16 protein-coding genes, 6 tRNA genes and 1 riboswitch are annotated in these 22,405 nt (G+C 71.9%); of the genes, 13 read left to right on the top strand and 9 right to left on the bottom strand.

Annotated elements, in window-relative coordinates; translation table 11 throughout:
- Positions 1 to 32: 32 nt before the first annotated feature.
- Positions 33 to 107, bottom strand: a tRNA-Asp gene (locus tag OG897_RS00150).
- A gap of 101 nt (positions 108 to 208) precedes the next feature.
- A complete protein-coding gene (gene hrpA / locus OG897_RS00145; RefSeq protein WP_266651623.1) occupies positions 209 to 4,132 on the bottom strand; it encodes an ATP-dependent RNA helicase HrpA in 3,924 nt (1,307 codons plus the stop codon).
- Positions 4,133 to 4,289: 157 nt separating this feature from the next.
- On the opposite strand from hrpA, the gene OG897_RS00140 reads away from it, so the two are divergent.
- From OG897_RS00140 to OG897_RS00130, 3 genes are all read left to right on the top strand, one after another.
- On the top strand, positions 4,290 to 4,661 hold the full coding sequence (locus OG897_RS00140; protein ID WP_266651621.1) for a hypothetical protein: 372 nt from the start codon (positions 4,290 to 4,292) through the stop codon (positions 4,659 to 4,661).
- Positions 4,662 to 4,737: 76 nt separating this feature from the next.
- Positions 4,738 to 5,556, top strand: a complete 819-nt coding sequence (locus OG897_RS00135) for a DsbA family protein (RefSeq protein WP_266651619.1) — start codon at positions 4,738 to 4,740, stop codon at positions 5,554 to 5,556.
- A 2-nt stretch (positions 5,557 to 5,558) separates the two neighbouring features.
- Entirely contained in the window at positions 5,559 to 6,392 is an 834-nt protein-coding gene (locus OG897_RS00130; protein WP_266651617.1) for a cytochrome c biogenesis CcdA family protein, read from the top strand.
- A gap of 163 nt (positions 6,393 to 6,555) precedes the next feature.
- Here OG897_RS00130 and OG897_RS00125 read toward each other — a convergent pair.
- The 4 genes from OG897_RS00125 to OG897_RS00110 all read right to left on the bottom strand — a co-directional run bounded on the left by OG897_RS00125 (position 6,556) and on the right by OG897_RS00110 (position 8,452).
- Positions 6,556 to 6,632 (bottom strand) — tRNA-Phe (locus OG897_RS00125).
- Between the two features lie 20 nt (positions 6,633 to 6,652).
- Positions 6,653 to 6,727: transfer RNA gene (locus OG897_RS00120), tRNA-Asp, on the bottom strand.
- 47 nt (positions 6,728 to 6,774) lie between these two features.
- Positions 6,775 to 6,847: transfer RNA gene (locus OG897_RS00115), tRNA-Glu, on the bottom strand.
- 81 nt (positions 6,848 to 6,928) lie between these two features.
- On the bottom strand, positions 6,929 to 8,452 hold the full coding sequence (locus OG897_RS00110; protein WP_266651615.1) for a metallophosphoesterase: 1,524 nt from the start codon (positions 8,450 to 8,452) through the stop codon (positions 6,929 to 6,931).
- A 577-nt stretch (positions 8,453 to 9,029) separates the two neighbouring features.
- On the opposite strand from OG897_RS00110, the gene OG897_RS00105 reads away from it, so the two are divergent.
- From OG897_RS00105 to OG897_RS00060, 10 genes are all read left to right on the top strand, one after another.
- Positions 9,030 to 9,380, top strand: coding sequence for a metallopeptidase family protein (locus tag OG897_RS00105; protein ID WP_266651613.1), 351 nt, complete (start codon positions 9,030 to 9,032; stop codon positions 9,378 to 9,380).
- Complete coding sequence (locus tag OG897_RS00100) at positions 9,377 to 9,838, top strand: CrcB family protein (RefSeq protein WP_266651611.1); 462 nt, start codon at positions 9,377 to 9,379, stop codon at positions 9,836 to 9,838. Before OG897_RS00105 ends, OG897_RS00100 begins: the two co-directional genes overlap by 4 nt.
- Positions 9,835 to 10,209, top strand: coding sequence for a fluoride efflux transporter CrcB (crcB, locus tag OG897_RS00095; RefSeq protein ID WP_266651609.1), 375 nt, complete (start codon positions 9,835 to 9,837; stop codon positions 10,207 to 10,209). The genes OG897_RS00100 and crcB overlap by 4 nt, the downstream gene beginning before the upstream one ends.
- Positions 10,210 to 10,475: 266 nt before the next feature.
- On the top strand, positions 10,476 to 11,141 hold the full coding sequence (locus tag OG897_RS00090) for a hypothetical protein (RefSeq protein WP_266651607.1): 666 nt from the start codon (positions 10,476 to 10,478) through the stop codon (positions 11,139 to 11,141).
- Between the two features lie 194 nt (positions 11,142 to 11,335).
- Entirely contained in the window at positions 11,336 to 13,813 is a 2,478-nt protein-coding gene (locus OG897_RS00085) for a DEAD/DEAH box helicase (protein ID WP_266651605.1), read from the top strand.
- A 251-nt stretch (positions 13,814 to 14,064) separates the two neighbouring features.
- Positions 14,065 to 14,138: transfer RNA gene (locus tag OG897_RS00080), tRNA-Lys, on the top strand.
- Between the two features lie 104 nt (positions 14,139 to 14,242).
- Positions 14,243 to 14,316, top strand: a tRNA-Met gene (locus tag OG897_RS00075).
- 78 nt (positions 14,317 to 14,394) lie between these two features.
- The gene (locus OG897_RS00070; protein WP_266651603.1) at positions 14,395 to 15,693 is read left to right on the top strand and encodes a PP2C family protein-serine/threonine phosphatase; all 1,299 of its coding nucleotides are present in this window, start codon (positions 14,395 to 14,397) and stop codon (positions 15,691 to 15,693) included.
- Positions 15,694 to 16,009: 316 nt separating this feature from the next.
- A riboswitch (cyclic di-AMP (ydaO/yuaA leader) is annotated at positions 16,010 to 16,143 on the top strand.
- Between the two features lie 227 nt (positions 16,144 to 16,370).
- A complete protein-coding gene (locus OG897_RS00065) occupies positions 16,371 to 17,438 on the top strand; it encodes a M23 family metallopeptidase (protein ID WP_266656441.1) in 1,068 nt (355 codons plus the stop codon).
- A 78-nt stretch (positions 17,439 to 17,516) separates the two neighbouring features.
- Positions 17,517 to 18,470: an aldo/keto reductase gene (locus OG897_RS00060; protein ID WP_266651601.1), complete on the top strand. Its 954-nt coding sequence runs from the start codon at positions 17,517 to 17,519 to the stop codon at positions 18,468 to 18,470.
- A 10-nt stretch (positions 18,471 to 18,480) separates the two neighbouring features.
- Here OG897_RS00060 and OG897_RS00055 read toward each other — a convergent pair whose 3' ends face one another.
- From OG897_RS00055 to lhgO, 3 genes are all read right to left on the bottom strand, one after another.
- Complete coding sequence (locus OG897_RS00055; RefSeq protein ID WP_266651599.1) at positions 18,481 to 19,860, bottom strand: PrsW family intramembrane metalloprotease; 1,380 nt, start codon at positions 19,858 to 19,860, stop codon at positions 18,481 to 18,483.
- A gap of 128 nt (positions 19,861 to 19,988) precedes the next feature.
- Positions 19,989 to 20,741 (bottom strand): tRNA (guanosine(46)-N7)-methyltransferase TrmB, encoded by a 753-nt coding sequence (trmB, locus tag OG897_RS00050; RefSeq protein WP_266656439.1) that lies wholly within the window; start codon positions 20,739 to 20,741, stop codon positions 19,989 to 19,991.
- A gap of 346 nt (positions 20,742 to 21,087) precedes the next feature.
- A complete protein-coding gene (gene lhgO / locus OG897_RS00045) occupies positions 21,088 to 22,299 on the bottom strand; it encodes an L-2-hydroxyglutarate oxidase (protein WP_266651597.1) in 1,212 nt (403 codons plus the stop codon).
- Positions 22,300 to 22,405 lie beyond the last annotated feature (106 nt).

Raw genomic sequence — 22,405 nt, 5'->3', positions numbered from 1 at the left:
CCGATCCAGAGGATCGGGCCTTTCACTTACTGCGGTCCTGACGGGATTTGAACCCGCGGCCTCCACCTTGACAGGGTGGCGAGCACTCCAAGCTGCTCCACAGGACCTTGCTTCGCAGCCGCTCCGCAGGTGTCTGCGTGTTGCTGCGAGTCAGACTGTACAGCAGGTCAGAGGGTGCAGTCGAACCCGTTCGGCCTGACCGCTCCCGCTACGGTGCCGCCGCGTCGATCGCCTTCACGATCCGCTTGTCGGAGACCGGGTACGCGGTGCCCAGGGCGTGCGCGAAGTAGCTGACCCGCAGCTCCTCGATCATCCAGCGGATCTCCCGCACCTCCTGCGGCACCGGCCTGCCCTGCGGCAGTTGCTCCAGCAGCCAGGCGTACTCGTCCTGCATCTCGTGGACCTTCTCCATGCGCGCGGTGTCGCGCTGGGCCCCGGTCGGCATCTGCTGGAGACGGCGGTCGGCGGCCACCAGGTACCGCATGAGGTGCGGCAGCCGCTTCAGCCCGGTCCTGGTCACGAACCCGGCGGGCATCAGGGCGTCGACCTGATTGCGTACGTCCGCGAGGTTGGCCAGCAGCACCGGGCTGCTGGTCGACTTCAGCCGCCGCTCGCACGCCTGCCAGGCGGCCAGCACCTGCTGGACCTGGCCCACGGTGCGTACGGTCGCGTCGACGAGGTCGGCGCGCACCTTGTCGTACAGCGTGCGGAAGGACTCCTGGTCCCAGGCCGGGCCGCCGTGGTCGGCGATCAGCTTGTCCGTGGCGGCCATCGCGCAGTCGTCGAACAAAGCCTGGATGGACCCGTGCGGATTGCTCGACAGCGCCAGCTTCTGCTGGTTGGTGAGCTTGTCGGAGGCGAACTTCGCCGGGTTCACCGGGATGTTGAGCAGGATCAGCCGCCGCGTCCCCGCCCACATCGCCTGCCGCTGCTCGGCCTCGCTGTCGAAGAGCCGTACGGAGACGCTCGTGCCCGCGTCGACCAGCGCCGGATACGCCTTGACCGGCTGCCCGGCGCGCTTGGTCTCGAAGACCTTCGTCAGCGTCCCGATCGTCCAGTCGGTGAGGCCGGTGCGCTCGATGGTCTCGCCGCCGGAACGCTCCGCCGTGGCGGCCGCCGCCTGGGAGAGCGCCTGGCGCGCCTTGGGCCGCAGCTTCAGTCGCAGCGCCTCCAGATCCTTGTCCTCGGCGAGCTTCTTGCGCCGCTCGTCGACGATCCGGAACGTGATCCGCAGGTGGTCGGGGATGCGCGAGAGGTCGAAGTCGGCGGCGGAGACCGGCACCCCCACCATCTTCTGGAGCTCCCGGGCGAGCGTGAAGTGGACCGGCTCCTGCAACGGAACCGCCCGGTCCAGGAACTTCTGCGCGTAGTTCGGGGCAGGCACGTAGTGACGGCGGATCGCCTTCGGCAGCGACCGGATCAGTTCCGTCACGACCTCCTCCCGCAGCCCGGGGATCTGCCAGTCGAAGCCCTCGTCGGTGACCTGGTTGAGCACCTGGAGCGGAATGTGGACGGTCACACCGTCCGCGTCCGCGCCCGGCTCGAACTGGTAGGTGACGCGGAACTTCAGCTGCCCCTGCCGCCACGAATCCGGATAGTCGTCCTTCGTGACCCCGGCGGCCTTCTCGTTGATGAGCATCTCGCGCTCGAAGTCGAGGAGTTCGGGCTCCTCGCGCTTCTTGTGCTTCCACCACGAGTCGAAGTGCGCGCCGGACACCACGTGTTCGGGGATCCGCTGGTCGTAGAAGTCGAACAGCGTCTCGTCGTCGACGAGGATGTCGCGACGCCGCGCCCGGTGCTCCAACTCCTCGACCTCGGTGAGGAGCCGGCGGTTGTCGGCGAAGAACTTGTGGTGCGTGCGCCAGTCGCCCTCGACGAGCGCGTTGCGGATGAAGAGGTCCCGGGAGACCTCCGCGTCGATCCGCCCGTAGTTCACCTTCCGCTGCGCGACGATCGGCACGCCGTACAGCGTGACCCTCTCGTACGCCATGACGGCCGCCTGGTCCTTCTCCCAGTGCGGCTCGCTGTACGTGCGCTTGAGCAGGTGCTGGGCGAGCGGCTCGATCCACTCCGGCTCGACCTTGGCGTTGACGCGCGCCCACAGCCGGGACGTCTCCACCAGCTCGGCCGACATCACGAACCGGGGCTGCTTCTTGAAGAGCGCGGAGCCGGGGAAGATCGCGAACTTGGCGCTTCGCGCACCCAGGTACTCGTTCTTCTCCGTGTCCTTGAGCCCGATGTGCGAGAGCAGCCCGGCGAGGAGCGAGGTGTGCACCGAGACCTCCGGCGCGTCCTCCTCGTTCGGATGGATCCCCATCTGCTTCGCCACGGACCGCAACTGGGCGTAGATGTCCTGCCACTCCCTGATCCTCAGGAAGTTCAGGTACTCCTGCTTGCACATGCGCCGGAACGAGGAGGACCCCCGCTCCTTCTGCTGCTCGCGGACGTACCGCCACAGGTTCAGGTACGAGAGGAAGTCGCTCGTCTCGTCCTTGAACCGGGCGTGGTTCTGGTCCGCCTGCTGCTGCTTCTCCACGGGCCGCTCGCGCGGATCCTGGATCGACAGCGCGGAGGCGATGACCATGACCTCCCGCACGCACCCGTTCTTGTCGGCCTCCAGGACCATGCGGGCGAGCCGGGGGTCGACGGGCAGTTGCGAGAGCTTGCGCCCCTGCTGCGTCAGCCGCTTCTTCGGGTCCTTCTCGTCCGGGTCGAGCGCCCCGAGCTCCTGCAACAGCTGCACGCCGTCGCGGATGTTGCGGTGGTCCGGCGGGTCGATGAACGGGAACTTCTCGATCTCGCCGAGCCCGGCGGCGGTCATCTGGAGGATGACGGAGGCGAGGTTGGTGCGCAGGATCTCCGCGTCCGTGAACTCCGGCCGGGTGACGAAGTCGTCCTCGGAGTAGAGCCGGATGCAGATGCCGTCCGACGTACGCCCGCAGCGCCCCTTGCGCTGGTTGGCACTGGCCTGGCTGATCCGCTCGATCGGGAGCCGCTGCACCTTGGTCCGGTGGCTGTAGCGGGAGATGCGGGCGGTGCCGGGGTCGATGACGTACTTGATGCCGGGGACGGTCAGCGACGTCTCCGCGACGTTCGTCGCGAGCACGATCCGCCGTCCGGTGTGCCGCTGGAAGACCCGGTTCTGCTCGGCGTGGCTGAGGCGCGCGTAGAGCGGGAGCACCTCGGTGAGGTGCAGCTTCCGCTTGTTCAGCGCGTCGGCGGTGTCACGGATCTCCCGCTCCCCCGAGAGGAAGACGAGGATGTCGCCGGGCCCCTCGGCCTGGAGTTCGTCGACGGCGTCCGCGATCGCGGTGATCTGGTCCCGGTCGGAGTCGTCCCCCTCCTCTTCGAGGAGGGGACGGTAGCGGACCTCCACCGGGTACGTCCGCCCGCTGACCTCGACGATCGGCGCGTCGCCGAAGTGGCGGGAGAAGCGCTGGGGGTCGATGGTCGCAGAGGTGATGACGACCTTGAGGTCGGGCCGCCTGGGCAGCAGCTGCGCGAGGTACCCGAGCAGGAAGTCGATGTTCAGGCTTCGCTCGTGGGCCTCGTCGATGATGATCGTGTCGTACGCGCGCAGCTCGCGGTCCGTCTGGATCTCGGCGAGCAGGATGCCGTCCGTCATGAGCTTCACGAAGGTGGATTCCTGGTTCACCTGATCGGTGAACCGGACCTTCCAGCCGACGGCCTCGCCCAGCGGGGTCTTCAGCTCGTCCGCGATGCGTTCCGCCACGGTGCGGGCGGCGATGCGGCGGGGCTGGGTGTGCCCGATCATCCCCTTCACCCCGCGCCCCAGCTCCATGCAGATCTTCGGGATCTGGGTCGTCTTGCCGGAGCCGGTCTCGCCCGCGACGATCACGACCTGGTGGTCGCGTATCGCGTCGGCGATCTCGTCCTTCTTCTGGCTGACGGGGAGGGCTTCGGGATACGTGATCGGGGGCACGCGTCCGGCCCGGGCGGCCACCTTGCGGGCGGACTTCTCCGCCTCGACGGCGATCTCGTCCAGGACGGCCTGCCGGGCCTCCGGTTTACGGATACGACGGGCGCCTTCGAGGCGGCGGCCGAGGCGGTGTGCGTCACGGAGCGAGCTCTGGGCGAGGGTGGCCTGGAGGTCGGCGAGGGAAGTAGACATACCGGTGCCAGGATCTCACTTGGCGTCTGTTCATGGCGAACTCATTTCCGGGGCGGTCGGAGGGGCTTTCCCGAGGGGCGGGTGCGGCTCCGCCGCGCGGGGAGTCCGTGGCCACGTACCCTCGGGGGCAGTCCGTACCCGTTTCCGAGAGGCACCCGTGTTCGTCGCGCCCACCCCCTGGAGCCGGTTCGCCGCCGTGCTCGGTGTGCTCGCGACGGCTCTCGGCCTCCTCTGCGGCCCGGCCGCCGCCGCGCCGAAGGCAGCGGAGCCGCAGGTGGCCGTGACGGTCTTCGTCACCCCCGACGACACCCCGGGCTGCGAGCAGGCCCCCTCCGACGGCACCGGGCGCCCCGCCGCCCCACCCCGCTCCCTCACCTCGTACGAGCTGATGCCCGCCCTCTTCGAGGCACGCGGCGCGGTCGGCGGCTGGGGGCTGGACCGGCTCGTGGTGTGCCGGACGGCCGGCCGCGCGCCGCCCCCGACGGGCCCGCCGACCCCGGTCGACCTCTCCGTACTCCTGCGCGTCTAGGGAGCGTGACGGGCACACCCCTGCCCGTTTCCGGCCCCGAGCCCCGCCCTTTTCCCGTCAGGAGACCAGCACCCGCATGCCCAGCAACAACAGCAGCAACAGCAGCAGTAACAACAACAAGAAGCGCAACGTCCTCATCGGCGCAGGCGTCGCCCTCGCAGCCGCCGCCCTCGGCCTCGCCTCGTACTCCGCGACCAAGCCCGCCGACACCACGATCCGGCCGACGGAGGCCAAGGAGACGGCGAAGGGCCCCGCCGCCGAGGTCGAGACCGACCCGCAGTCCGGGGTCTACCCGGAGCTGGAGAAGCTGGCCCGCCGCGAGGCAGGGGACAAGCTGGCCCAGGGCCGCCCCGACGCGCCCGTCGTGATGGTCGAGTACGCCGACTTCAAGTGCGGCTTCTGCGGAAAGTTCGCCCGCGACACCGAGCCCGAACTCGTCAAGAAGTACGTCGACAACGGCACCCTGCGCATCGAGTGGCGCAACTTCCCGATCTTCGGCGAGGAGTCCGCAGCCGTCGCCCGCGCCTCCTGGGCCGCCGGACAGCAGGGCCGCTTCTGGCAGTTCCACAGCGCCGCCTACGCCAAGGGGGCCAAGGAGAAGGGCTTCGCCGCCGACCGGCTGGCGGAACTGGCGAAGGAGGCCGGAGTCCCCGACCTCGCGAAGTTCACCGCCGACGCGAACGGGGAGGCGGCCAAGGCATCCGTCCAGAAGGACCAGACGGAGGGCTACTCGCTGAACATCAACGCCACCCCGGCCTTCCTGATCAACGGCCGCCCGATCGCCGGGGCCATGCCGGACGACGTGTTCGTCGACGCCATCGAGAAGGCCGCGAAGACCGCCAAGTCCCGGCCCGCCGGGGGCACCGGAGCGAAGAACCAGGGCGGGGACAAGTAACCGTGAGCCCCGACATCGGCTACTTCGCCGCCTTCCTCGGCGGCCTCCTCGCCCTCGTCAGCCCGTGCAGCGCCCTGCTCCTGCCCGCCTTCTTCGCGTACTCGATCGACTCCACCTCCCGCCTCGTCGCCCGCACCGCCCTCTTCTACGCGGGCCTGGCCACCACGCTCGTACCGCTGGGGGCGGCAGGCTCGTACGCCGGACGGTTCTTCTACGGAAACCGGGACCTGCTGGTCACCCTCGCGGGCTGGCTGATCATCGCGCTCGGCGTCGCGCAGATCCTCGGCATGGGCTTCGCCTCGAAGAAGATGGCCGAGCTGTCCGGCCGCATCCGCCCCACCACCGGCTTCTCCGTCTACGCGCTCGGCGCGGTCTACGGCCTCGCGGGATTCTGCGCGGGCCCCATCCTCGGCAGCGTCCTCACGGTCGCCGCCGTCAGCGGCAGCCCCGTCTACGGCGGCCTGCTCCTCGCCGTCTACGCCCTCGGCATGGCCGTCCCGCTCTTCGTCCTGGCGCTCCTCTGGGAACGCTTCGACCTGGGCCGCCGCCGCTGGCTCCGCGGCCGGACCTTCTCCCTCGGCCGCTTCTCCCTCCACACCACCTCCCTCCTCTCCGGCCTCTTCTTCATCGCCCTGGGAGTCCTCTTCCTCGTCTTCGACGGAGCGACGGCCCTCCCCGGCCTCCTCGACGTCGACGACTCCTTCGCCGTCGAACAGTGGGCGTCCCGCCTGGGCGACGCGGTCCCGGACTGGGCGCTGCTGGTGGGTGTGGTGGCGCTGGTGGGAGCGGTCCTGGCAGTACGTGCCGCACGCGGCCGGAACAGCGACTGCCGCTGATTCCCGCACGCCCCCTTCCTCCGCGGCTTCGGCCGTCGGGGGAGTCGGGGGAGGGACCGCGGGCAACCGCACGGGCACGGATACGGTCACGGTCACGAATACGGACACGGACACGGGAACGCCGAAGGCCCCGATCCTGGTGGGGATCGGGGCCTTCGGAAGATGGTGGCTGGGGCCGGGATCGAACCGGCGACCTATCGCTTTTCAGGCGATCGCTCGTACCAACTGAGCTACCCAGCCACTGCGACCGGAATCGCAAGCGGTCCTGACGGGATTTGAACCCGCGGCCTCCACCTTGACAGGGTGGCGAGCACTCCAAGCTGCTCCACAGGACCAAGCTTGTGCGAAACGCGCTGACGCACGTCTCACACAGGTTAATGCGTACCCCCAACGGGATTCGAACCCGTGCTACCGCCTTGAAAGGGCGGCGTCCTGGGCCACTAGACGATGAGGGCTAATTGGCCCGCCTTCGTGCTTCGCAGCGCGTCGGGGACGTCAGAAGCATATGGGATGCCGAGGGGTATCGCCAAAACGGTTTACGGCGACGGTCGCGGAGGGGCCGGGGAGGCGGGTGGGGCGGGCTTGGCTCCGGGCCTGTTGGACTCCGGCAGATGGCGGCTGACCTCGGCCGTGGTCAGGCCCAGGCCGCCCAGCGTGATCTCGTCCCAGGCTTGCAGTCGGCGGGTGTCGCGGTCCAGGTAGAGCAGCGAGGCGCGGATCTTCTCCGGCTCCCCCTCGCCCTCGACGGCGCGCAGGCCGCCGCCGCCCGTCGACCCCTCCACCATCAGCCGGGTGCCCCGGGGGAGGACCTCCGTCTTCCGCGAATGGGTGTGGCCCGCCAGGGCGAGCGGGACCTCGCCGTCGGTCTGGGAGGCGGCGACCGGGTTGTGGGCGACGGCGATGTCGACGGGGGTGCGGGCGGCCTTCTGGGCGCGGAGGGAGGCGGCGAGCCGTCCGCCCGCGAGGCGTTCGTCGGCGTCGCCCTGGGGCTTGACGGAGCGGTCCGGGGTGAACTGGGGGTCGCCGGTCCCCGCCACCCGCAGGCCGCCCGCGACGGTGACGGCGCGGCCGTCGTCGAGGACGTGGACGTTCTTGAGGCGGGACATGTACGCCTGGGTGGCGGCGGAGTCGTGGTTGCCGCGCACCCAGAGGTAGGGCGCGCCCAGGTCCGGGATCGGGTCGAGGAAGACGTTCTCGGCGCTGCTCCCGTGGTCCATGGTGTCGCCCGAGTCGACGATCGCGTCGATGTCGTACTGCTCGACGAGCGAGCTGATGATGCGCCAGGACGCCGGGTTGAGGTGGATGTCCGAGACGTGCAGGACGCGGTAGGTGGAGGGGGAGGGCTGGTAGGCGGGGAGGGTGGAGGCGGCGTCGTACAGCTTCGTCACATTGGTGACCAGGCGGGCGAGTTCCTTCTGGTAGACGTCGAACTCGGTGACGATGCTGCGCGCGTCGCCGACGACGGAGGGGGCCGAGGAGAGCAGTCCGGAGAACTTCGGCTCCAGGACGGACTTCGGGTTCCAGGTGGCGTACGAGGTGATGCCGGACGCGGTGAGGAGCGCGAGGGCGAGCCCGCCTGCGGCCAGGGCGCGGCGGGGGCGGCGGTAGACGGCGAGGCCGAGGGCGGTGGCGCCCGCTAGGACGGCGACGGAGGAGCGCAGGGCGAGGTCGAGGGTCCCGGCCTCGACGTCCCTGGTGATCTCCTCCTGGAGGCCGGATATCCGCTCCGGGTGGTTGACGAGGGCGGCGGACCGTTCCGGGTCGAGGCGGTCGATGTCGACGTCGAGGCGGATGGGGGCGGTGTGCGAGTCGAGCTCCAGGGCACCGAGGGGGGCCACGTTGATCTTGGTGCCGCCGGTGAGGGAGGGGCGCAGGGTCATGGTGGTGTCGACGGGGCCGACGGGGGTGCGGACGTCGCCGACGGCGAGCAGCCCGAGCCAGGTACCGAGGAGGACCACGACGAGGAGCCCGAGGGGGCGGGACCAGGGGTGGGGGGCGGGGTGGAGGGAGCCGGTGGGGGTGGTGGGGGCGGGGCGGAGTCGGAGCCGGGCTCGGGGCATTGGGGGCGTATGCCCGTGGGGGTGCGGGGGTATGCGGGGCGCCCCCTTGAGGGGCGCGGGGCTGTGTCACTGTGCGGCTCGGCCGCGCGTGCGCTCCCGGCTCCGCTGAGCCTTAGGGGCGCGGGGAACTGCGCGCCCAGCCACGACGCGCCCGCACGTCTGAACCCCCAAGCCTCGCGAGTTTAGGTGAAGGGGTGGGTCTGGGGCGGCCCGCCGCAGGCGCACCGGGGTGCGGCGCACCTATGGGGCGAGGTAAGGGCGGGCGGCTCCGGGGTGGGCCCGGAGCGAGGGGGGCCGCCCCCTTGCCCGCCCGTTCCGCCCCCGGGGGGCGGCCCCGCCGCCCAAGGAGGCGAGGCGGAAGCGGAGGGGGCTGGCCCCGGCGCCCAAGGGGGGGCGAGGCGGAATCGGAGGCCGAGGGGGTTGGGTGGAGGCTGAGGGGGTGAGGCGGGGTGGAGTTCAAGGGGGTGGGTGGTCCCGCAGTCGAGGGGGTTGGGCGGAAGTGGAGCCCGAGGGGCGGGGTGGGTGAGGTGGAGCAGTGGGCAGGTCGTCGCGGGCGCGGGGGACGCAGAATGGGGGAGTGCTGGAGATGACGCGTGAGGAGTTCGAAGAGCTGGTCGCCGAGGCGCTGGACCGGATACCGCCGGAATTGACGCGGTTGATGGACAACGTCGCGGTGTTCGTCGAGGACGAGCCCGCCCCGGACGATCCGGACCTGCTGGGGCTGTACGAGGGGACGCCCCTGACCGACCGCGGGGAGTGGTACGCGGGCGTGCTGCCCGACCGGATCACCATCTACCGGGGCCCCACCCTGCGGATGTGCGAGGACCGCGACGACGTCGTCGCCGAGACCGAAATCACCGTGGTGCATGAGATCGCCCACCACTTCGGCATCGACGACGAGCGGCTGCACGCCCTGGGGTACGGGTGACGGACAGGGGCGACAAGGGCGACAAGGGCGACAGGGGTGCCTGGCCCGTGCTCGCAGCGATCTCCGCCGGAGGTGCCCTCGGCGCGACCGCGCGCTACGCGGCCCTGCTGGCCTGGCCCGCGTCCGCCGGGGGCTTCCCCTGGGCGGTGTTCGGCATCAACGTCGTCGGGTCCGGGCTCATCGGCGTCCTGATGGTGCTGGTCGCCGAGGACGGGCGGAGCGCGCATCGGCTGGTGCGCCCGTTCCTCGGGGTGGGCGTGCTGGGGGGCTTCACGTCGTTCTCCACGTACGCGATGGACGTGAGCGGTCTGCTGGAGCGGGGCGAGCCGCTCACCACGCTCGGCTACCTGTTCGGGACGCTCGCCGGGGCGCTGGGCGCGGTGTGGGCGGCGGCCGTCGTGACGCGCAGGGCCGTGCGCGGGGCGGAGCAGCGGGCCGTGCGGGAGCGTGCCGCGTGAACTGGTTGCTCGTGGCCGTCGGCGGCGCTTTCGGCGCGCCCCTGCGCTACCTGACGGACCGTGCGGTGCAGGCACGGCACACCTCCGGCTTCCCCTGGGGGACGCTCGCCGTGAACGCCGTCGGGAGCGTGCTGCTGGGCGCGGTGACCGGGGCGGTGGCGGTCGGCGCGGCGTCCGGTTCCGTACAGCTGCTGGTCGGTACGGGGCTGTGCGGGGCCCTCACGACGTATTCGACGTTCAGCTACGAGACGTTGCGGCTGGCCGAGACCGGGCAGCGCCTCGTCGCCGGGGCGAACGCGGCGGTCTCCGTGCTGGTCGCGCTGGGCGGGGTCACCCTGGGGGCGGCACTCGGCCGGGCGTTGGGCGGCTGAGGCGGGGCGCGCGGGGGCCCGTACGAGCTGTGGTGGTGGGACGGCACGCGTGGGGCGGCACCGTGGCGGTCGCGTGCCCGAGCGGGTCAGAGCGGGGCAAAGCGTGCCCGAGCGGGTCAGAGCGTGCCCGAGCGGGCCCGCGCGTGTCCCCGGCGGGGCAATGGGAGTTGAGAGGGCAGACCCCAACTCGCCCGACCCCAACGGCTGTGGGAGTGCCGCCGACCCGTGCGGGCGCATCCCGGGGCCGTCTCCCCGGAGGTGCGCCCGTGCGCCAGTCGCCCGTCCCTGTCCGACTCGTTCGCCACGTCCGGCTCGCTGCCGCGATGCTCGCGGTGGCGGCCTCCGCGGGCTGCATGAGCGTGGGTGACGACGAGGGGGAAAAGCTGCCCGCGCGCCCCGCCGCCAAGCAGGAGCAGGCCGGGCCCGACGGGGGCGCCGCAGTCGGCGGCGAGGGGCAGGGGCGCAGCGACGGCAAGCCCGTCGTACGGGGCGAGGGGGCGGCGGGCGAGGCGGCGGACGACGGCGCGCCGGGCGGTCCCAGCGCGTCGCCGGGGCCGGCGGCCACGCCGTCCGCGCAGGCCGGACCCCCGCCCGGCGTCACACCCTCCCCGGGGGCCCCTGGCGGCCGTGCCACGCCGTCCCCGGGGGCGCCGACGCCGTCCGCGACCCGGCCCGCCGAGGAGCCGACGCCGACCCGGCCCGAGCCGACCCGGCCTCCGGAGCCCACGCCGACGCCCACCGAGCCCCCGCCGCAGCCGACGCCTTCGGAGACCCCCGCGGCGGAGAACCGGGCGGTCGACTCGCCGTCGCCGGTGGAGTACCGCAGGACGAGTTCGCCGACTGGCGTGAAGCCGGGTGCCGTGAAGCCGAGCGCCGTGAGGTCGGGTGCCGTGAGGTCGAGCGCCGAAAAACCGCAGGTCGCAGCCGTGTAGCGGAGTCGATTTGCCAGGTGTGGGGGAGGGTGCGTATGGTTATAGATCGTTTGATCCCATTGCCCGGCGCCGACACAGAAGAGCGCCGTGTGGCGCGTACTCTCCCTTGCCGTGGCTGACCGCATAGAGGCGGTTTCACTTGCGATTCACGGAGTTTGGGCGCGTGCCGAGACTCCGAGAGGTTTCGCATCCGCATGTCTGTTTCCAGTTCTGACCGCACCGCCATGCCCGCTGACGACGCGATCGTCGTCACCGAGGCTGTCGAGACGGTCGACACCCCCACCACCGAGACGGTCGAGACGGCGGTCCAGTCCGTCGAGGACGCCGTGACCGACGCGGTCGTGGAGACCGTCGAGGTCCCCTCGGTGGACACCATCGAGGCCGCCGAGGTCGTCGAGGCCGCCACCGAGATCGTCGAGGCCGCTGAGGCCGAGGCCGTCATCGAGGCCGACGAGGCCCCCGCCGCCGAGGCCGACCAGGTCGAGGACGACGCGTCCGCCGACGAGGACGACGCCGAGCCCGGCATCTCCTTCGCCGACCTGGGCCTGCCCGAGGGCATCGTCCGCAAGCTCGCCCAGAACGGCGTCACCGCGCCCTTCCCGATCCAGGCCGCGACCATCCCGGACGCCCTGGCCGGCAAGGACATCCTCGGCCGTGGCCGTACCGGCTCCGGCAAGACCCTCTCCTTCGGTCTGCCGACCCTGGCCCAGCTGGCCGGCGGCAGCACCGAGAAGAAGAAGCCCCGCGCGATCATCCTGACTCCGACGCGTGAGCTCGCGATGCAGGTCGCGGACGCCCTCCAGCCGTACGGCGACGTGCTCGGCCTGAAGATGAAGGTCGTCTGCGGCGGTACGTCGATGGGCAACCAGATCTACGCCCTGGAGCGCGGCGTCGACGTCCTCGTCGCCACCCCGGGCCGTCTGCGCGACATCATCAACCGAGGCGCCTGCTCGCTGGAGAACGTGCAGATCGCCGTTCTCGACGAGGCCGACCAGATGTCGGACCTGGGCTTCCTGCCCGAGGTCACCGAGCTGCTCGACCAGATCCCCGGCGGCGGCCAGCGCATGCTCTTCTCCGCCACCATGGAGAACGAGATCGGCACGCTGGTCAAGCGCTACCTGTCCAACCCCGTCACGCACGAGGTCGACAGCGCGCAGGGCAACGTCTCGACCATGACGCACCACGTCCTCGTCGTGAAGCCGAAGGACAAGGCGCCGGTCACGGCCGCCATCGCCGCCCGCAAGGGCCGCACGATCATCTTCGTCCGTACGCAGCTGGGCGCCGACCGTATCGCCGAGCAGCTCCAGGACTCGGGCGTCAAGGCCGACGCCCTGCACGGCGGCATGACCCAGGGCGCCCGTACGCGCGTCCTGGAGGACTTCAAGAAGGGCTACGTCAACGCCCTGGTCGCCACCGACGTCGCCGCGCGCGGCATCCACGTCGACGGCATCGACCTGGTCCTGAACGTGGACCCGGCCGGTGACCACAAGGACTACCTGCACCGTTCCGGCCGTACGGCCCGCGCGGGCAAGTCCGGCGTCGTCGTCTCGCTCTCGCTGCCGCACCAGCGCCGCCAGATCTTCCGGCTGATGGAGGACGCGGGCGTCGACGCCTCGCGCCACATCGTCGGCGGTTCGGGCGCGTTCGACCCGGAGGTCGCCGAGATCACCGGCGCCCGTTCGCTGACCGAGGTCCAGGCGGACTCCGCCACGAACTCCGCCAAGCAGGCGGAGCGCGAGGCCAAGGAGCTCACCAAGGAGCTGGAGCGCGTGCAGCGCCGGGCGACCGAGCTGCGCGAGGAGGCCGACCGTCTGGTCGCCCGTGCCGCCCGTGAGCGTGGCGAGGACCCGGAGACCGCTGTCGCCGAGGCCGCCGCCGCCGCTGAGGCCGAGGCCCAGGAAGAGGCTCAGGCCGAGGCCGCCGCTGCCGCGAAGGCGGCGGAGGAGGCGCGTCAGCGCCGCGACGACCGTGGCAACTTCGAGCGTCGTGACAACGACCGTGGTGGCTACCGGGGCAACAACGACCGTGGCGGCGACCGCGGCGGGTTCCGTGGCAACGACCGTGGCGGCGACCGTCGTGACGACCGGGGTGGCGACCGTGGCGGCTTCCGTCGCGACGACCGTCCGTCCGGTGGCTTCCGTGGCAACGACCGTGGTGACCGCCCCGCGTCCGGCGGCTTCCGTCGCGACGACCGTGGCGACCGTCCCACCGGTGGTGGCTTCCGTGGCGGCGACCGTCGTGACGACCGGGGTGGCGACCGTGGCGGCTTCCGTCGCGACGACCGTCCGTCCGGTGGTTTCCGCGGCGGCGAGCGCAGCGGCAGCGACCGCCCGGCGGCCACCGGCTACCGGGGAAACGACCGTCGTGACGACCGGGGTGGCGACCGTGGCGGCTTCCGTCGCGACGACCGTCCCACCGGTGGCGGCTTCCGCCGCGACGACCGTGGTGACCGCCCGTCGACCGGTGGCGGCTTCCGCTCCGGCGGCAGCGACCGTCCGTTCAACCGCGACCGTCGTGACGAGCGCCCCTCGGGCGGCTTCCGTGGCGGCGACCGTCCGTCCTCCGGCGGCGGCTTCCGTGGCGGCGACCACCGTGGCAGCAGCTCCACCGGCACCGGCACCGGCTCCTTCGGCCGCCGCGACGAGAAGCCGCGCTGGAAGCGCAACGGCTGAGTCGGCCTGAACGCGCAGTAACCCCCTGAAAAGGGCCCGCTCTTCCCGAGCGGGCCCTTTTCTTCTGCACCGGCGACTTGGGTGGGGAACATCAGTGCGTGGTGACCGGTGGCACCGGCACCGCCGGTGCCCGCGAGGCTTTCGAGACGGGCCGGCAGGGCCGTACGCCGGTCTTTCTGGCCCGGTCGCTCCCGGCCATCAGGGACAAGGCCGTGAGGACGGCGGCACCGTGCGGTTATGCTGGGGCGCGCGGGCCGCTAGCTCAATTGGTCAGAGCAGCAGACTTTTAATCTGTTGGTTGTGGGTTCGAGTCCCACGCGGCCTACCGGAAGCCCCCTTTCCCGTCCCGGGAGAGGGGGCATCGCTGTGTCCCGGGCGGCAAGGTGGTCGCGAGGGGTCCTTCGGATGGCGTAGGGTTGTGTTTACCGACGCGGGGTGGAGCAGCTCGGTAGCTCGCTGGGCTCATAACCCAGAGGTCGCAGGTTCAAATCCTGTCCCCGCTACTGGATAGCACCGAAGGCCCGGAACTCCTTGAGTTCCGGGCCTTCGGCGTTCCCGTGCGTACGTGCTCCGTCCCCCACATGGCGGACGTCGATTCGCCGTACGGCGCGGCTCCGGCCAGCCTGGGTGGGGAGCGGTACCGTCCGCACCCGGTGCGGACCTGGGCAGGAGAGCTGACGGTGGCGGGGTACGGGCGCGACGGACATGGGGGCGACGCGAGCGGCGGGCCCGGGGACGGCAGGAGCGGGGTTCCGCAGGAGAGCGGGCGCAAGACGCGGCGGTTCGTACGGGCGCTGCCCGCGCTGATGATCGTCGGCGGCATCTTCTTCGACGCGCTGACGCCGGACGACTTCACCTCCTCCCCGCTCTTCGCGGCGGCCCCGTTGGTCGCTGCCCCGTTCTTCTCGCTGGCCAACACCGGGCTGACCGCCGTCGCCTCGATCCTGGCGGTCCTCGGGCTGCGGGTCGCCGACGACGAGATGACGACCGTGGTGGCCGTGACCGAGCTGGTCACCGTGCTGACCGTGTCCGTGCTCGCGATCCTGATCAACCGGGTCGTCCGGCGCAGTGGCCGCCAGCTCGCCTCGGTGCGGGTCATCGCGGAGGCGGCGCAGCGGGCCGTGGTGCCGACGCCGTCGGACCGGATCGGCGGCCTGGAGATCGCCGCGCGGTACGAGGCCGCCGAGGCCGACGCGTTCATCGGGGGCGACCTCTTCGCGGTGCAGGACACGCCGTACGGGGTCCGGCTGGTGGTCGGGGACGTACGGGGCAAGGGGCTTGAGGCCGTCGAGGCGGTGGCGGTGGTGGTCGGTGCGTTCCGGGAGGCGGCCGAGACGGAGGGCAGCCTGGAGGGCGTCGCGCAGCGGCTGGAGCGGGCGCTGGAGCGGGAGGGCACCCGGCGGGACGGGCTGGACGCGCTGGAGGGGTTCACGACGGCGGTGCTCGCGGAGATCCCGCGCGGCGAGGGCGTCGTACGGCTGGTGAACCGGGGGCATCCGGAGCCGCTGCTGTTGTACGCGGACGGCGAGCTGGACGTACTGGAGCCGGAGGAGTTCGCGCTGCCGCTGGGGATGGGGGACCTGGGGGACTGGCCGGACCGGGCGCGGGAGTTCACGTATCCGCCGGGGTCGACGCTGGTGTTCTACACCGACGGCCTCTCCGAGGCGCGGGACCAGGCGGGCGTCTTCTACGACCCGGCGGTGCGGCTGCGGCGCTCGCTCTTTCCCGGGCCCGAGGCCGTACTGGACGCGCTGACCAGTGATGTGCGCGTGCACACGGGCGGCAAGCAGACCGACGACATGGCGCTGCTCGCGGTGGGGCGGCCGGGGGTGGGGCAGCCGGGGCGGCGGCGGACGGTGGAGATCGTCAAGCGGCCGTAGGAGGAGGGCGGCGCGGCGGGGGATCACACCGGTGTGCACGGTCCGTCACGGGGTGTGCGCGACAGGGATCTCTTCACATAACAATTGACGATCTATCAGTTGTGGAGGGTTTGCGAGGGTGGGAAGGGTGGGGCGGAAGGGGTGGTTGGAGAGCCGTGCTTCCGCCCTGATTCGTTGTCATATCGCCCTGAATGTCATGGCCATGGGTGCGTGCGCAGCGTTAACGATCAAGAGGGACAGCTTGGAATTCCACTTGTGTGTCTATTAACGTTCGATAACGCAGTGCGGTCGTCCCAGCCGTCGTCAGAGGCGGCGCCGCGCGCGTGCGCCGAATTCCGTGAGGAAACCGGGGAACCACCATTTGGGGTGAATCGGGCTGAATTTGGCCCGTAGGAGACCTTCCTGCTCCGAACCCGTCAGCTAACCCGGTAGGCGAGAAGGAAGGAAAGGAGCGCGCCCCCGTGGCGTCCAACAGGTCTGCCTCCGCAGCCCCCGCTTTCTCGGCCCCTGGGTTCTCCTACCAGGCGTACGGCGTTCCGAACGACGACCACGAGGCGGGACCCGGCATCGGGGACACCGCCGTCCTGGCGCCGCAGGTCACGCATGCACCGCAGGATCCGCACTCACCCCAGGCGTCCCAGATCCCGCAGCAGCCTCGCGGAGGCTTCGAGGGCTTCGTGGAATTCGACGCTCCGGACGGCTCCGCGGCTCCCGCGGCCTCCGCCGAGGAGTGGAACCCCACCGCCGACACCCTCGCCCCCGTACGCGGCAAGCACCGGGTCGCCAAGCAGCGCGGCTCCCTCGCCCGCAGCTCCACGGTCCTGGGCGTCGGCGTCATCGCCGCCGTCGGTGCGGGCGGCATCGCCACGGCGCAGGACAAGCCCGCCGTGTCGATATCGCTGCCGGACCAGATCACCGAGTCCCTCGACTCGCTCGCCGACTCGCTGCCGGACGCCACGTCCCTGCCGGGCGTGGGCGCGCTGGTCGGGGATGCGGACACGGACGCCGATGACGATGACACAGCGGACGCGGGCGTCGCCGTCGCCGCGGCTCCGGCCGCCGCCACTCACGCCTCTGCCGGGGGCCAGTCCACCGGCGCCGGTGAGAGCCTGCGCGCCCGCATCCTCCAGCAGGCCGACCAGCAGCGCGCCGCCGCCGACGAGGCCGTCCGGCAGGAGGCCCGCGAGCAGGCCGTGAAGGACGCCGCCGCCGAGGCGAAGAAGGCCCAGAAGGCGGCCGACGCCAAGGCGGAGCAGGCCGAGAAGGAGCAGGCGGCGAAGGAGGCCAGGGAGAAGGCCGCAGCCGAGGCCAAGGCGGAGGCCGAGCGTCTCGCCAAGCTCGCCGCCAGCTTCTCGCTGCCCGTCTCCTCGTACACCCTCACCGCCACCTACGGGCAGGCCGGTTCGATGTGGTCCTCCGGGCAGCACACCGGCCTCGACTTCGCGGGCCAGGCGGGCACCCCGCTCAAGGCCGTGCACGGCGCGACCGTCAAGTCGGCGGGCTGGTCGGGGCCGTACGGCTACCGGATCGTGCTGGAACTCCAGGATGGCACCGAGGTCTGGTACGCCCACCTCTCGCAGATGAACGTCTCGGCGGGCCAGCAGGTCACCACGGGCCAGGTCATCGGCAACATGGGCGCCACCGGCAACGTCTCCGGCGTGCACCTGCACCTTGAGGTGCACACGCCCGGCGGCGACGGCATCGACCCGGCGGCCTGGCTGCGCGGCAAGGGCCTGACCGTCTGAGCCGTCCCACCCGTCGGGCCACCCATCCGTGGCTCGTGCACGGAATAGGCCCGGCGGGCGCGGGGGTTGTCGTACGACATGACTTCCTCCCCTCTTCGCCCGCTGGGCAACTCCGGTCTCGACGTGTTCCCGCTCGCCCTCGGCGGCAACGTCTTCGGCTGGACCGCCGACCGTGACCAGTCCTTCGCCGTCCTCGACGCGTACACCGCCGGCGGCGGCAACTTCATCGACACCGCCGACGTCTACTCGGCCTGGGCGCCGGGCAACGAGGGTGGCGAGTCCGAGCGCCTCCTCGGCGAGTGGCTGGCCGCCCGGGGCAACCGGGACGACGTCGTCGTCGCCACGAAGGGCGGCGCGCACCCCTCGTACAAGGGCCTGAGCGCGGTCACCGTCAAGGCCGCCGCCGAGGAATCGTTGCGCCGCCTGGGCACCGACCACATCGACCTCTACTACACGCACTACGACGACCCGACCGTGCCCGTCGAGGAGATCGTCGCCGCTCTCGACCAGCTCGTACGGGACGGCAAGGTGCGCGCGGTGGCCGCCTCCAACATCGCGCCCGACCGGCTGCGGGAGTCGCTGGACTTCGCCGAGCGCGAGGGCCTCGCGAAGTACACGGCGCTCCAGCCGCACTACAACCTCGTCTCCCGCGACACGTACGAGGGCGAGCTCCAGGAGGTCGCCTCGCAGGCGGGCCTGGCGGCCGTCCCGTACTACGCGCTCGCGTCCGGCTTCCTGACCGGCAAGTACCGCGTCGACGGCGAGGCGGTGAACAGCGCCCGCGCCGAGAGCGCGGCCAAGCACCTGACCACCGAGCGCGGCCGTGCGGTCCTCGCCGCCCTGGACGAGGTGGCCGCCGCGCACGAGACCGAGGTCGCGTCCGTGGCCCTGGCCTGGCTGGCCTCCCGCCCGACCGTGGTCGCCCCGATCGCCAGCGCCCGCACGGTCGAGCAGCTCCCGGCGCTGCTCGCGGTGGCGGACCTCCAGCTGACGGACGCCGAGCTGAGCAGGCTGACGGTCGCCGCCGCCTGACCGGACGGCCTCAGTAGGTCTTGTACGGGTTGTAAGTGGCGGCGTAGGCCGGGTGGTACGGCGGCGGGAGCAGCCGTATTCGCCCGGTGACCTGCGCCGCGTACACCAGGGCGGGGCCCGCGATCCGCTTGCGCTCCCACAGGCGGTGGAGCAGTTCCCGTTCGCGGGCCTGGAAGGCGGCGGCCCGGTCGGGGGTCGCCGCTCCGCGCCTCGCCCGGTACCGCAGGAAGGCGAGCGAGGTCGCCGCCGCCTCGTACTCGGCGACGGCCTTCGCCGCGCCGGGGCCGTGCACCCGGGCCGCCTGCCCCTGGGCGATCGAGCGGGCCCGCATCGAGGACAGGGCGAGAGGTTCGGCCGGGTCCAGCCAGCCCGCGACGGCGTACGCGGGCAGCTCCGCGCCCAGCAGCCGCAGCTCGCGCTGCCGCGTCCAGATCGCCAGCCAGGTCAGGAACGCGAAGACCGGCACCATGAAGAGCCCGTACACGGCGTAGAAGGCGAGCGGGCCGAACGACGCCGAGCCGTTCCACAGCGCGTGCATGCCCATGGCGAGCAGCAGGCCCGTCAGCGGGAGCAGGAAGCGCCGGACCCGCACCCAGGTCCTGCCGCGCATCCGGCGGGCCGGGGCGAGCGCCACCAGACCGAAGCCGATGCCGGTGAGCACGGTGAAGAGGGGATGCGCGAACGGCGACATGATCACGCGGACGAAGAAGGTCCCGGCCGTCACCGACCCGAGCCCCGAGAAGCCGAACTCCTGGTCCTCGCCGAAGGCGTTGCCCAGATAGAGGATGTTCTCGGTGAAGGCGAAACCGGTCGCGGTGAAGCCCGCGAAGACCACGCCGTCGACGATTCCGGTGAAGTGCCGTCTGCGGAAGAGGAAGACCAGCAGGATCGCCGCCGCCTTCGCGCTCTCCTCGACGACCGGGGCCACCACCGTCGCGCCCAGCGTGTCCGCACTGGCGGGATCGGCCGTGGCCACGGCTATCCAGCGCACGGCGAAGCTGTTCGCGGTGATGGCGACGAGGGCCGCCGCGCAGGAGCCCCAGGTGAAGGCGAAGACCAGGTTCCGCCAGGGGCCCGGCTCGACCCGGTCCAGCCAGCGGAACGCCAGCAGGAGCAGCGGCACCGGGAAGACGGCCAGGCCGAGCCCGACGAGGAAGCCCCGGGTGCCGGTCTGTTCCCGTACGAGAGCGAGCAGGATCAGGCCCGACAGGGCGAGCAGCAGGATCAGCGCGGTGGCACGGACCGCCCGGTTGCGCCAGAAGGCGCGGTGTCGCAGACCGCGGAGGAAGCCCGGCCCGGTGGCAGGCGCTGCGGCAGGCCCGGCTGCCGCGGGCTCCGGCGCGGGGGCCGGGGCCGCGGGCGGCGGGGGCGATGCGTACGTCTCGTACATCCAACGACCGTACCGACTGCCACTGACACTCGCGATCGTGTTCGGACAGTCGCCGAGGGGAAGCGGCGTGTCAGTGGCGCGTCGAGCGGGGCGTCCAGCGGGGCGTCGAGCTGTGCGTCAGCGGTGCGTCAACTCGTGTGCGGGACGCGCCGGAAGAGCAGGTCGTGGACGACGTGGCCCTTGTCCAGGCCCTGGCCCTCGAAGCGGGTGAGCGGGCGGAAGGCGGGCCGGGGCGCGTAGCCGCCGTCCTCCTGGGTGTTCTCGAAGTCCGGGTGCGCGGAGAGGACTTCGAGCATCTGCTCGGCGTAGTCCTCCCAGTCGGTCGCGCAGTGCAGTACGGCACCGGGGGCGAGGCGGGTCGCGGCGAGGGAGAGGAACTCCGGCTGGATCAGGCGGCGCTTGTGGTGGCGGGCCTTGGGCCAGGGGTCGGGGAAGTAGACCCGGAGGCCCGTCAGGGAGTCGGGGGAGAGCATCTCGCGGAGGAGGATGACCGCGTCGCCGTTGGCCACCCGGACGTTGGAGAGGTCGTTGCGCTCGGCGAGGCCGAGGAGGTTTCCCTGGCCGGGGGTGTGCACGTCGACGGCGAGGATGCCGGTCTTCGGGTCGTCGGCGGCCATCTGCGCGGTCGCCTCGCCCATCCCGAAGCCGATCTCCAGGACGACCGGGAGCCCGTCGAACATCTCGCCCAGGTCGATGACGCTCTGCCCGTCGATGTCGATGCCCCGGGTCGGCCACCACTTCTTGAGGGCCTCGCCCTGGCCGGTGGTGACCCGGCTGCGGCGCGGCTGGAAGCTGCGGATGCGGCGCTCGAAGTGCGATCCGGCGGGGTCGGGGGACGGGCCCGTCCCCTCGGGGAACATGCGCAGCGCCCTTGGACGCATCCGCTCGGCCCGCTCGTACGCGGCGGCGCGCTGGGCGGCGGCGGCCTGGGAGGGGCCGGGCGCTGCGGCGGCCTCGGCGTCGGCGGTCGGGTCGGGACCGGCTTCGGGGGCCTGCGGCTCGGGGCTCTGGGGCATCGTGGGCTTCTCGCTCTTCTGGGACACGGGCTCCTCAATCCTACGGAGCGGATGGCGAGGGGGCGTCCCGTGCTCGTCCGCGCCGTTGCGCGGTACGGGGGGCGCGTGCGGCGGGCCGCCCCTCACCGCTCCTGCGCCTCGACGCTGACGGGGCTGGAGTCACGGATGGGGGCTGCGCCCCTCGCCCCCTGCACGGCTTCGCCGCGCGTCCTCAAACGCCGGACGGGCTGAGAACCCCCAGTACCCCGAGAACGCGCCGTGCGACCTCCCGCCCGATCGGCAGCGAAGCGGTCGCCGCAGGCGAAGGCGCGTTCAGCACGTGCACCGTGCGCGGTGCCTCCCGTATCAGGAAGTCGTCCGCCAGCGTCCCGTCCCGCAGGACGGCCTGCGCCCGCACCCCTGCGGGCGACGGCGTCAGATCGGCCTCCGTGACAGCGGGGAGGAGCCGGCGCACCGCCTCCGTGAACGCCCGCTTCGACAGTGACCTGTGCAGCTCCCCGGCCCCGTACCGCCAGTGCCTGCGCGCTATCCGCCAGGACCCCGGCCAGGCCAGCGTCCCCGCCAGGTCCGCGGGGCGCACGGCTCCCCAGTCGTAGCCCTCGCGGGCCAGCGCGGGCACCGCGTTCGGTCCGACGTGCACTCCGCCCCCGACGCCCCGCGTCAGGTGCACCCCGAGGAAGGGGAAGGCGGGGTCCGGCACCGGATAGACCAGGCCCCGCACCAGCTCCGGCCGCGCCAGGTCGAAGTACTCGCCCCGGAACGGGACGATCCGCATGCCGGGGGAGTCGCCCGCCATCCGCGCCACCCGGTCGCAGTGCAGCCCCGCGCAGTTGACCAGGGCCTTCGCCCGGACCACCGTGCCGTCGGCGCACCGCACCGCGATCCCGGACGCGCGGCGCGCGATGACGCGGACCTCCGCCCCGTACCGCACCTCGGCCCCGGACGAGCGGGCCAGCTCCTCCGTCACCCGCCCGTAGTCGCACACGCCCGTCGAGCCGACGTGGATGGCCGCGAGACCGCGCACCTCGGGCTCGTACTCCTCGATCTGCGAGGGACCCAGTTCGCGCACCGGGATGCCGTTGAGCCGTCCCCGCTGCACGAGGGAGTGCAGCCGGGGGAGCTCCTCCCGCTCCGTGGCGACGATCAGCTTCCCCGTCACCTCGTGCGGAATCCCGTGCTCCGAACAGAACTTGATCATCTCGGCGGCCCCGCGCACCGCGTACCGCGCCTTGAGCGAGCCGGGGCGGTAGTAGATCCCGCTGTGGATCACCCCGCTGTTGCGCCCCGTCTGGTGCCGGGCGGGGCCCGACTCCTTCTCCAGCACCACGACCCGGGTGCCGGGCGCCGCCCGCGTGATGGCATGCGCGGACGCCATCCCGACGATCCCCCCGCCGATCACCAGCACGTCGCAGTCATGACTCATCGCTGCCACCTCCCACCCCGAATAGTGCACTGGCCCACTGACAACGCAGTCAAACCCCATGGACAGGAGTTATGGCCAACGCCACGCGCTCCGGTGTGCTTCCACG

This window comes from Streptomyces sp. NBC_00237, assembly GCF_026342435.1.
GTDB lineage: Bacteria > Actinomycetota > Actinomycetes > Streptomycetales > Streptomycetaceae > Streptomyces.
Note: the sequence above shows the minus strand (reverse complement) of the source record. Positions and strands in the feature narration are given on the sequence as shown.

Bases quoted from the DNA above. Each gene is read 5' to 3' on its own strand.
- hrpA (WP_266651623.1), bottom strand. From the start codon at position 4,132: ATGTCTACTTCCCTCGCCGACCTCCAGGCCACCCTCGCCCAGAGCTCG.
- OG897_RS00135 (WP_266651619.1), top strand. From the start codon at position 4,738: ATGCCCAGCAACAACAGCAGCAACAGCAGCAGTAACAACAACAAGAAG.
- OG897_RS00110 (WP_266651615.1), bottom strand. From the start codon at position 8,452: ATGCCCCGAGCCCGGCTCCGACTCCGCCCCGCCCCCACCACCCCCACC.
- OG897_RS00085 (WP_266651605.1), top strand. From the start codon at position 11,336: ATGTCTGTTTCCAGTTCTGACCGCACCGCCATGCCCGCTGACGACGCG.
- OG897_RS00070 (WP_266651603.1), top strand. From the start codon at position 14,395: ATGGCGGACGTCGATTCGCCGTACGGCGCGGCTCCGGCCAGCCTGGGT.
- OG897_RS00060 (WP_266651601.1), top strand. From the start codon at position 17,517: ATGACTTCCTCCCCTCTTCGCCCGCTGGGCAACTCCGGTCTCGACGTG.
- OG897_RS00055 (WP_266651599.1), bottom strand. From the start codon at position 19,860: ATGTACGAGACGTACGCATCGCCCCCGCCGCCCGCGGCCCCGGCCCCC.
- trmB (WP_266656439.1), bottom strand. From the start codon at position 20,741: ATGCGTCCAAGGGCGCTGCGCATGTTCCCCGAGGGGACGGGCCCGTCC.
- lhgO (WP_266651597.1), bottom strand. From the start codon at position 22,299: ATGAGTCATGACTGCGACGTGCTGGTGATCGGCGGGGGGATCGTCGGG.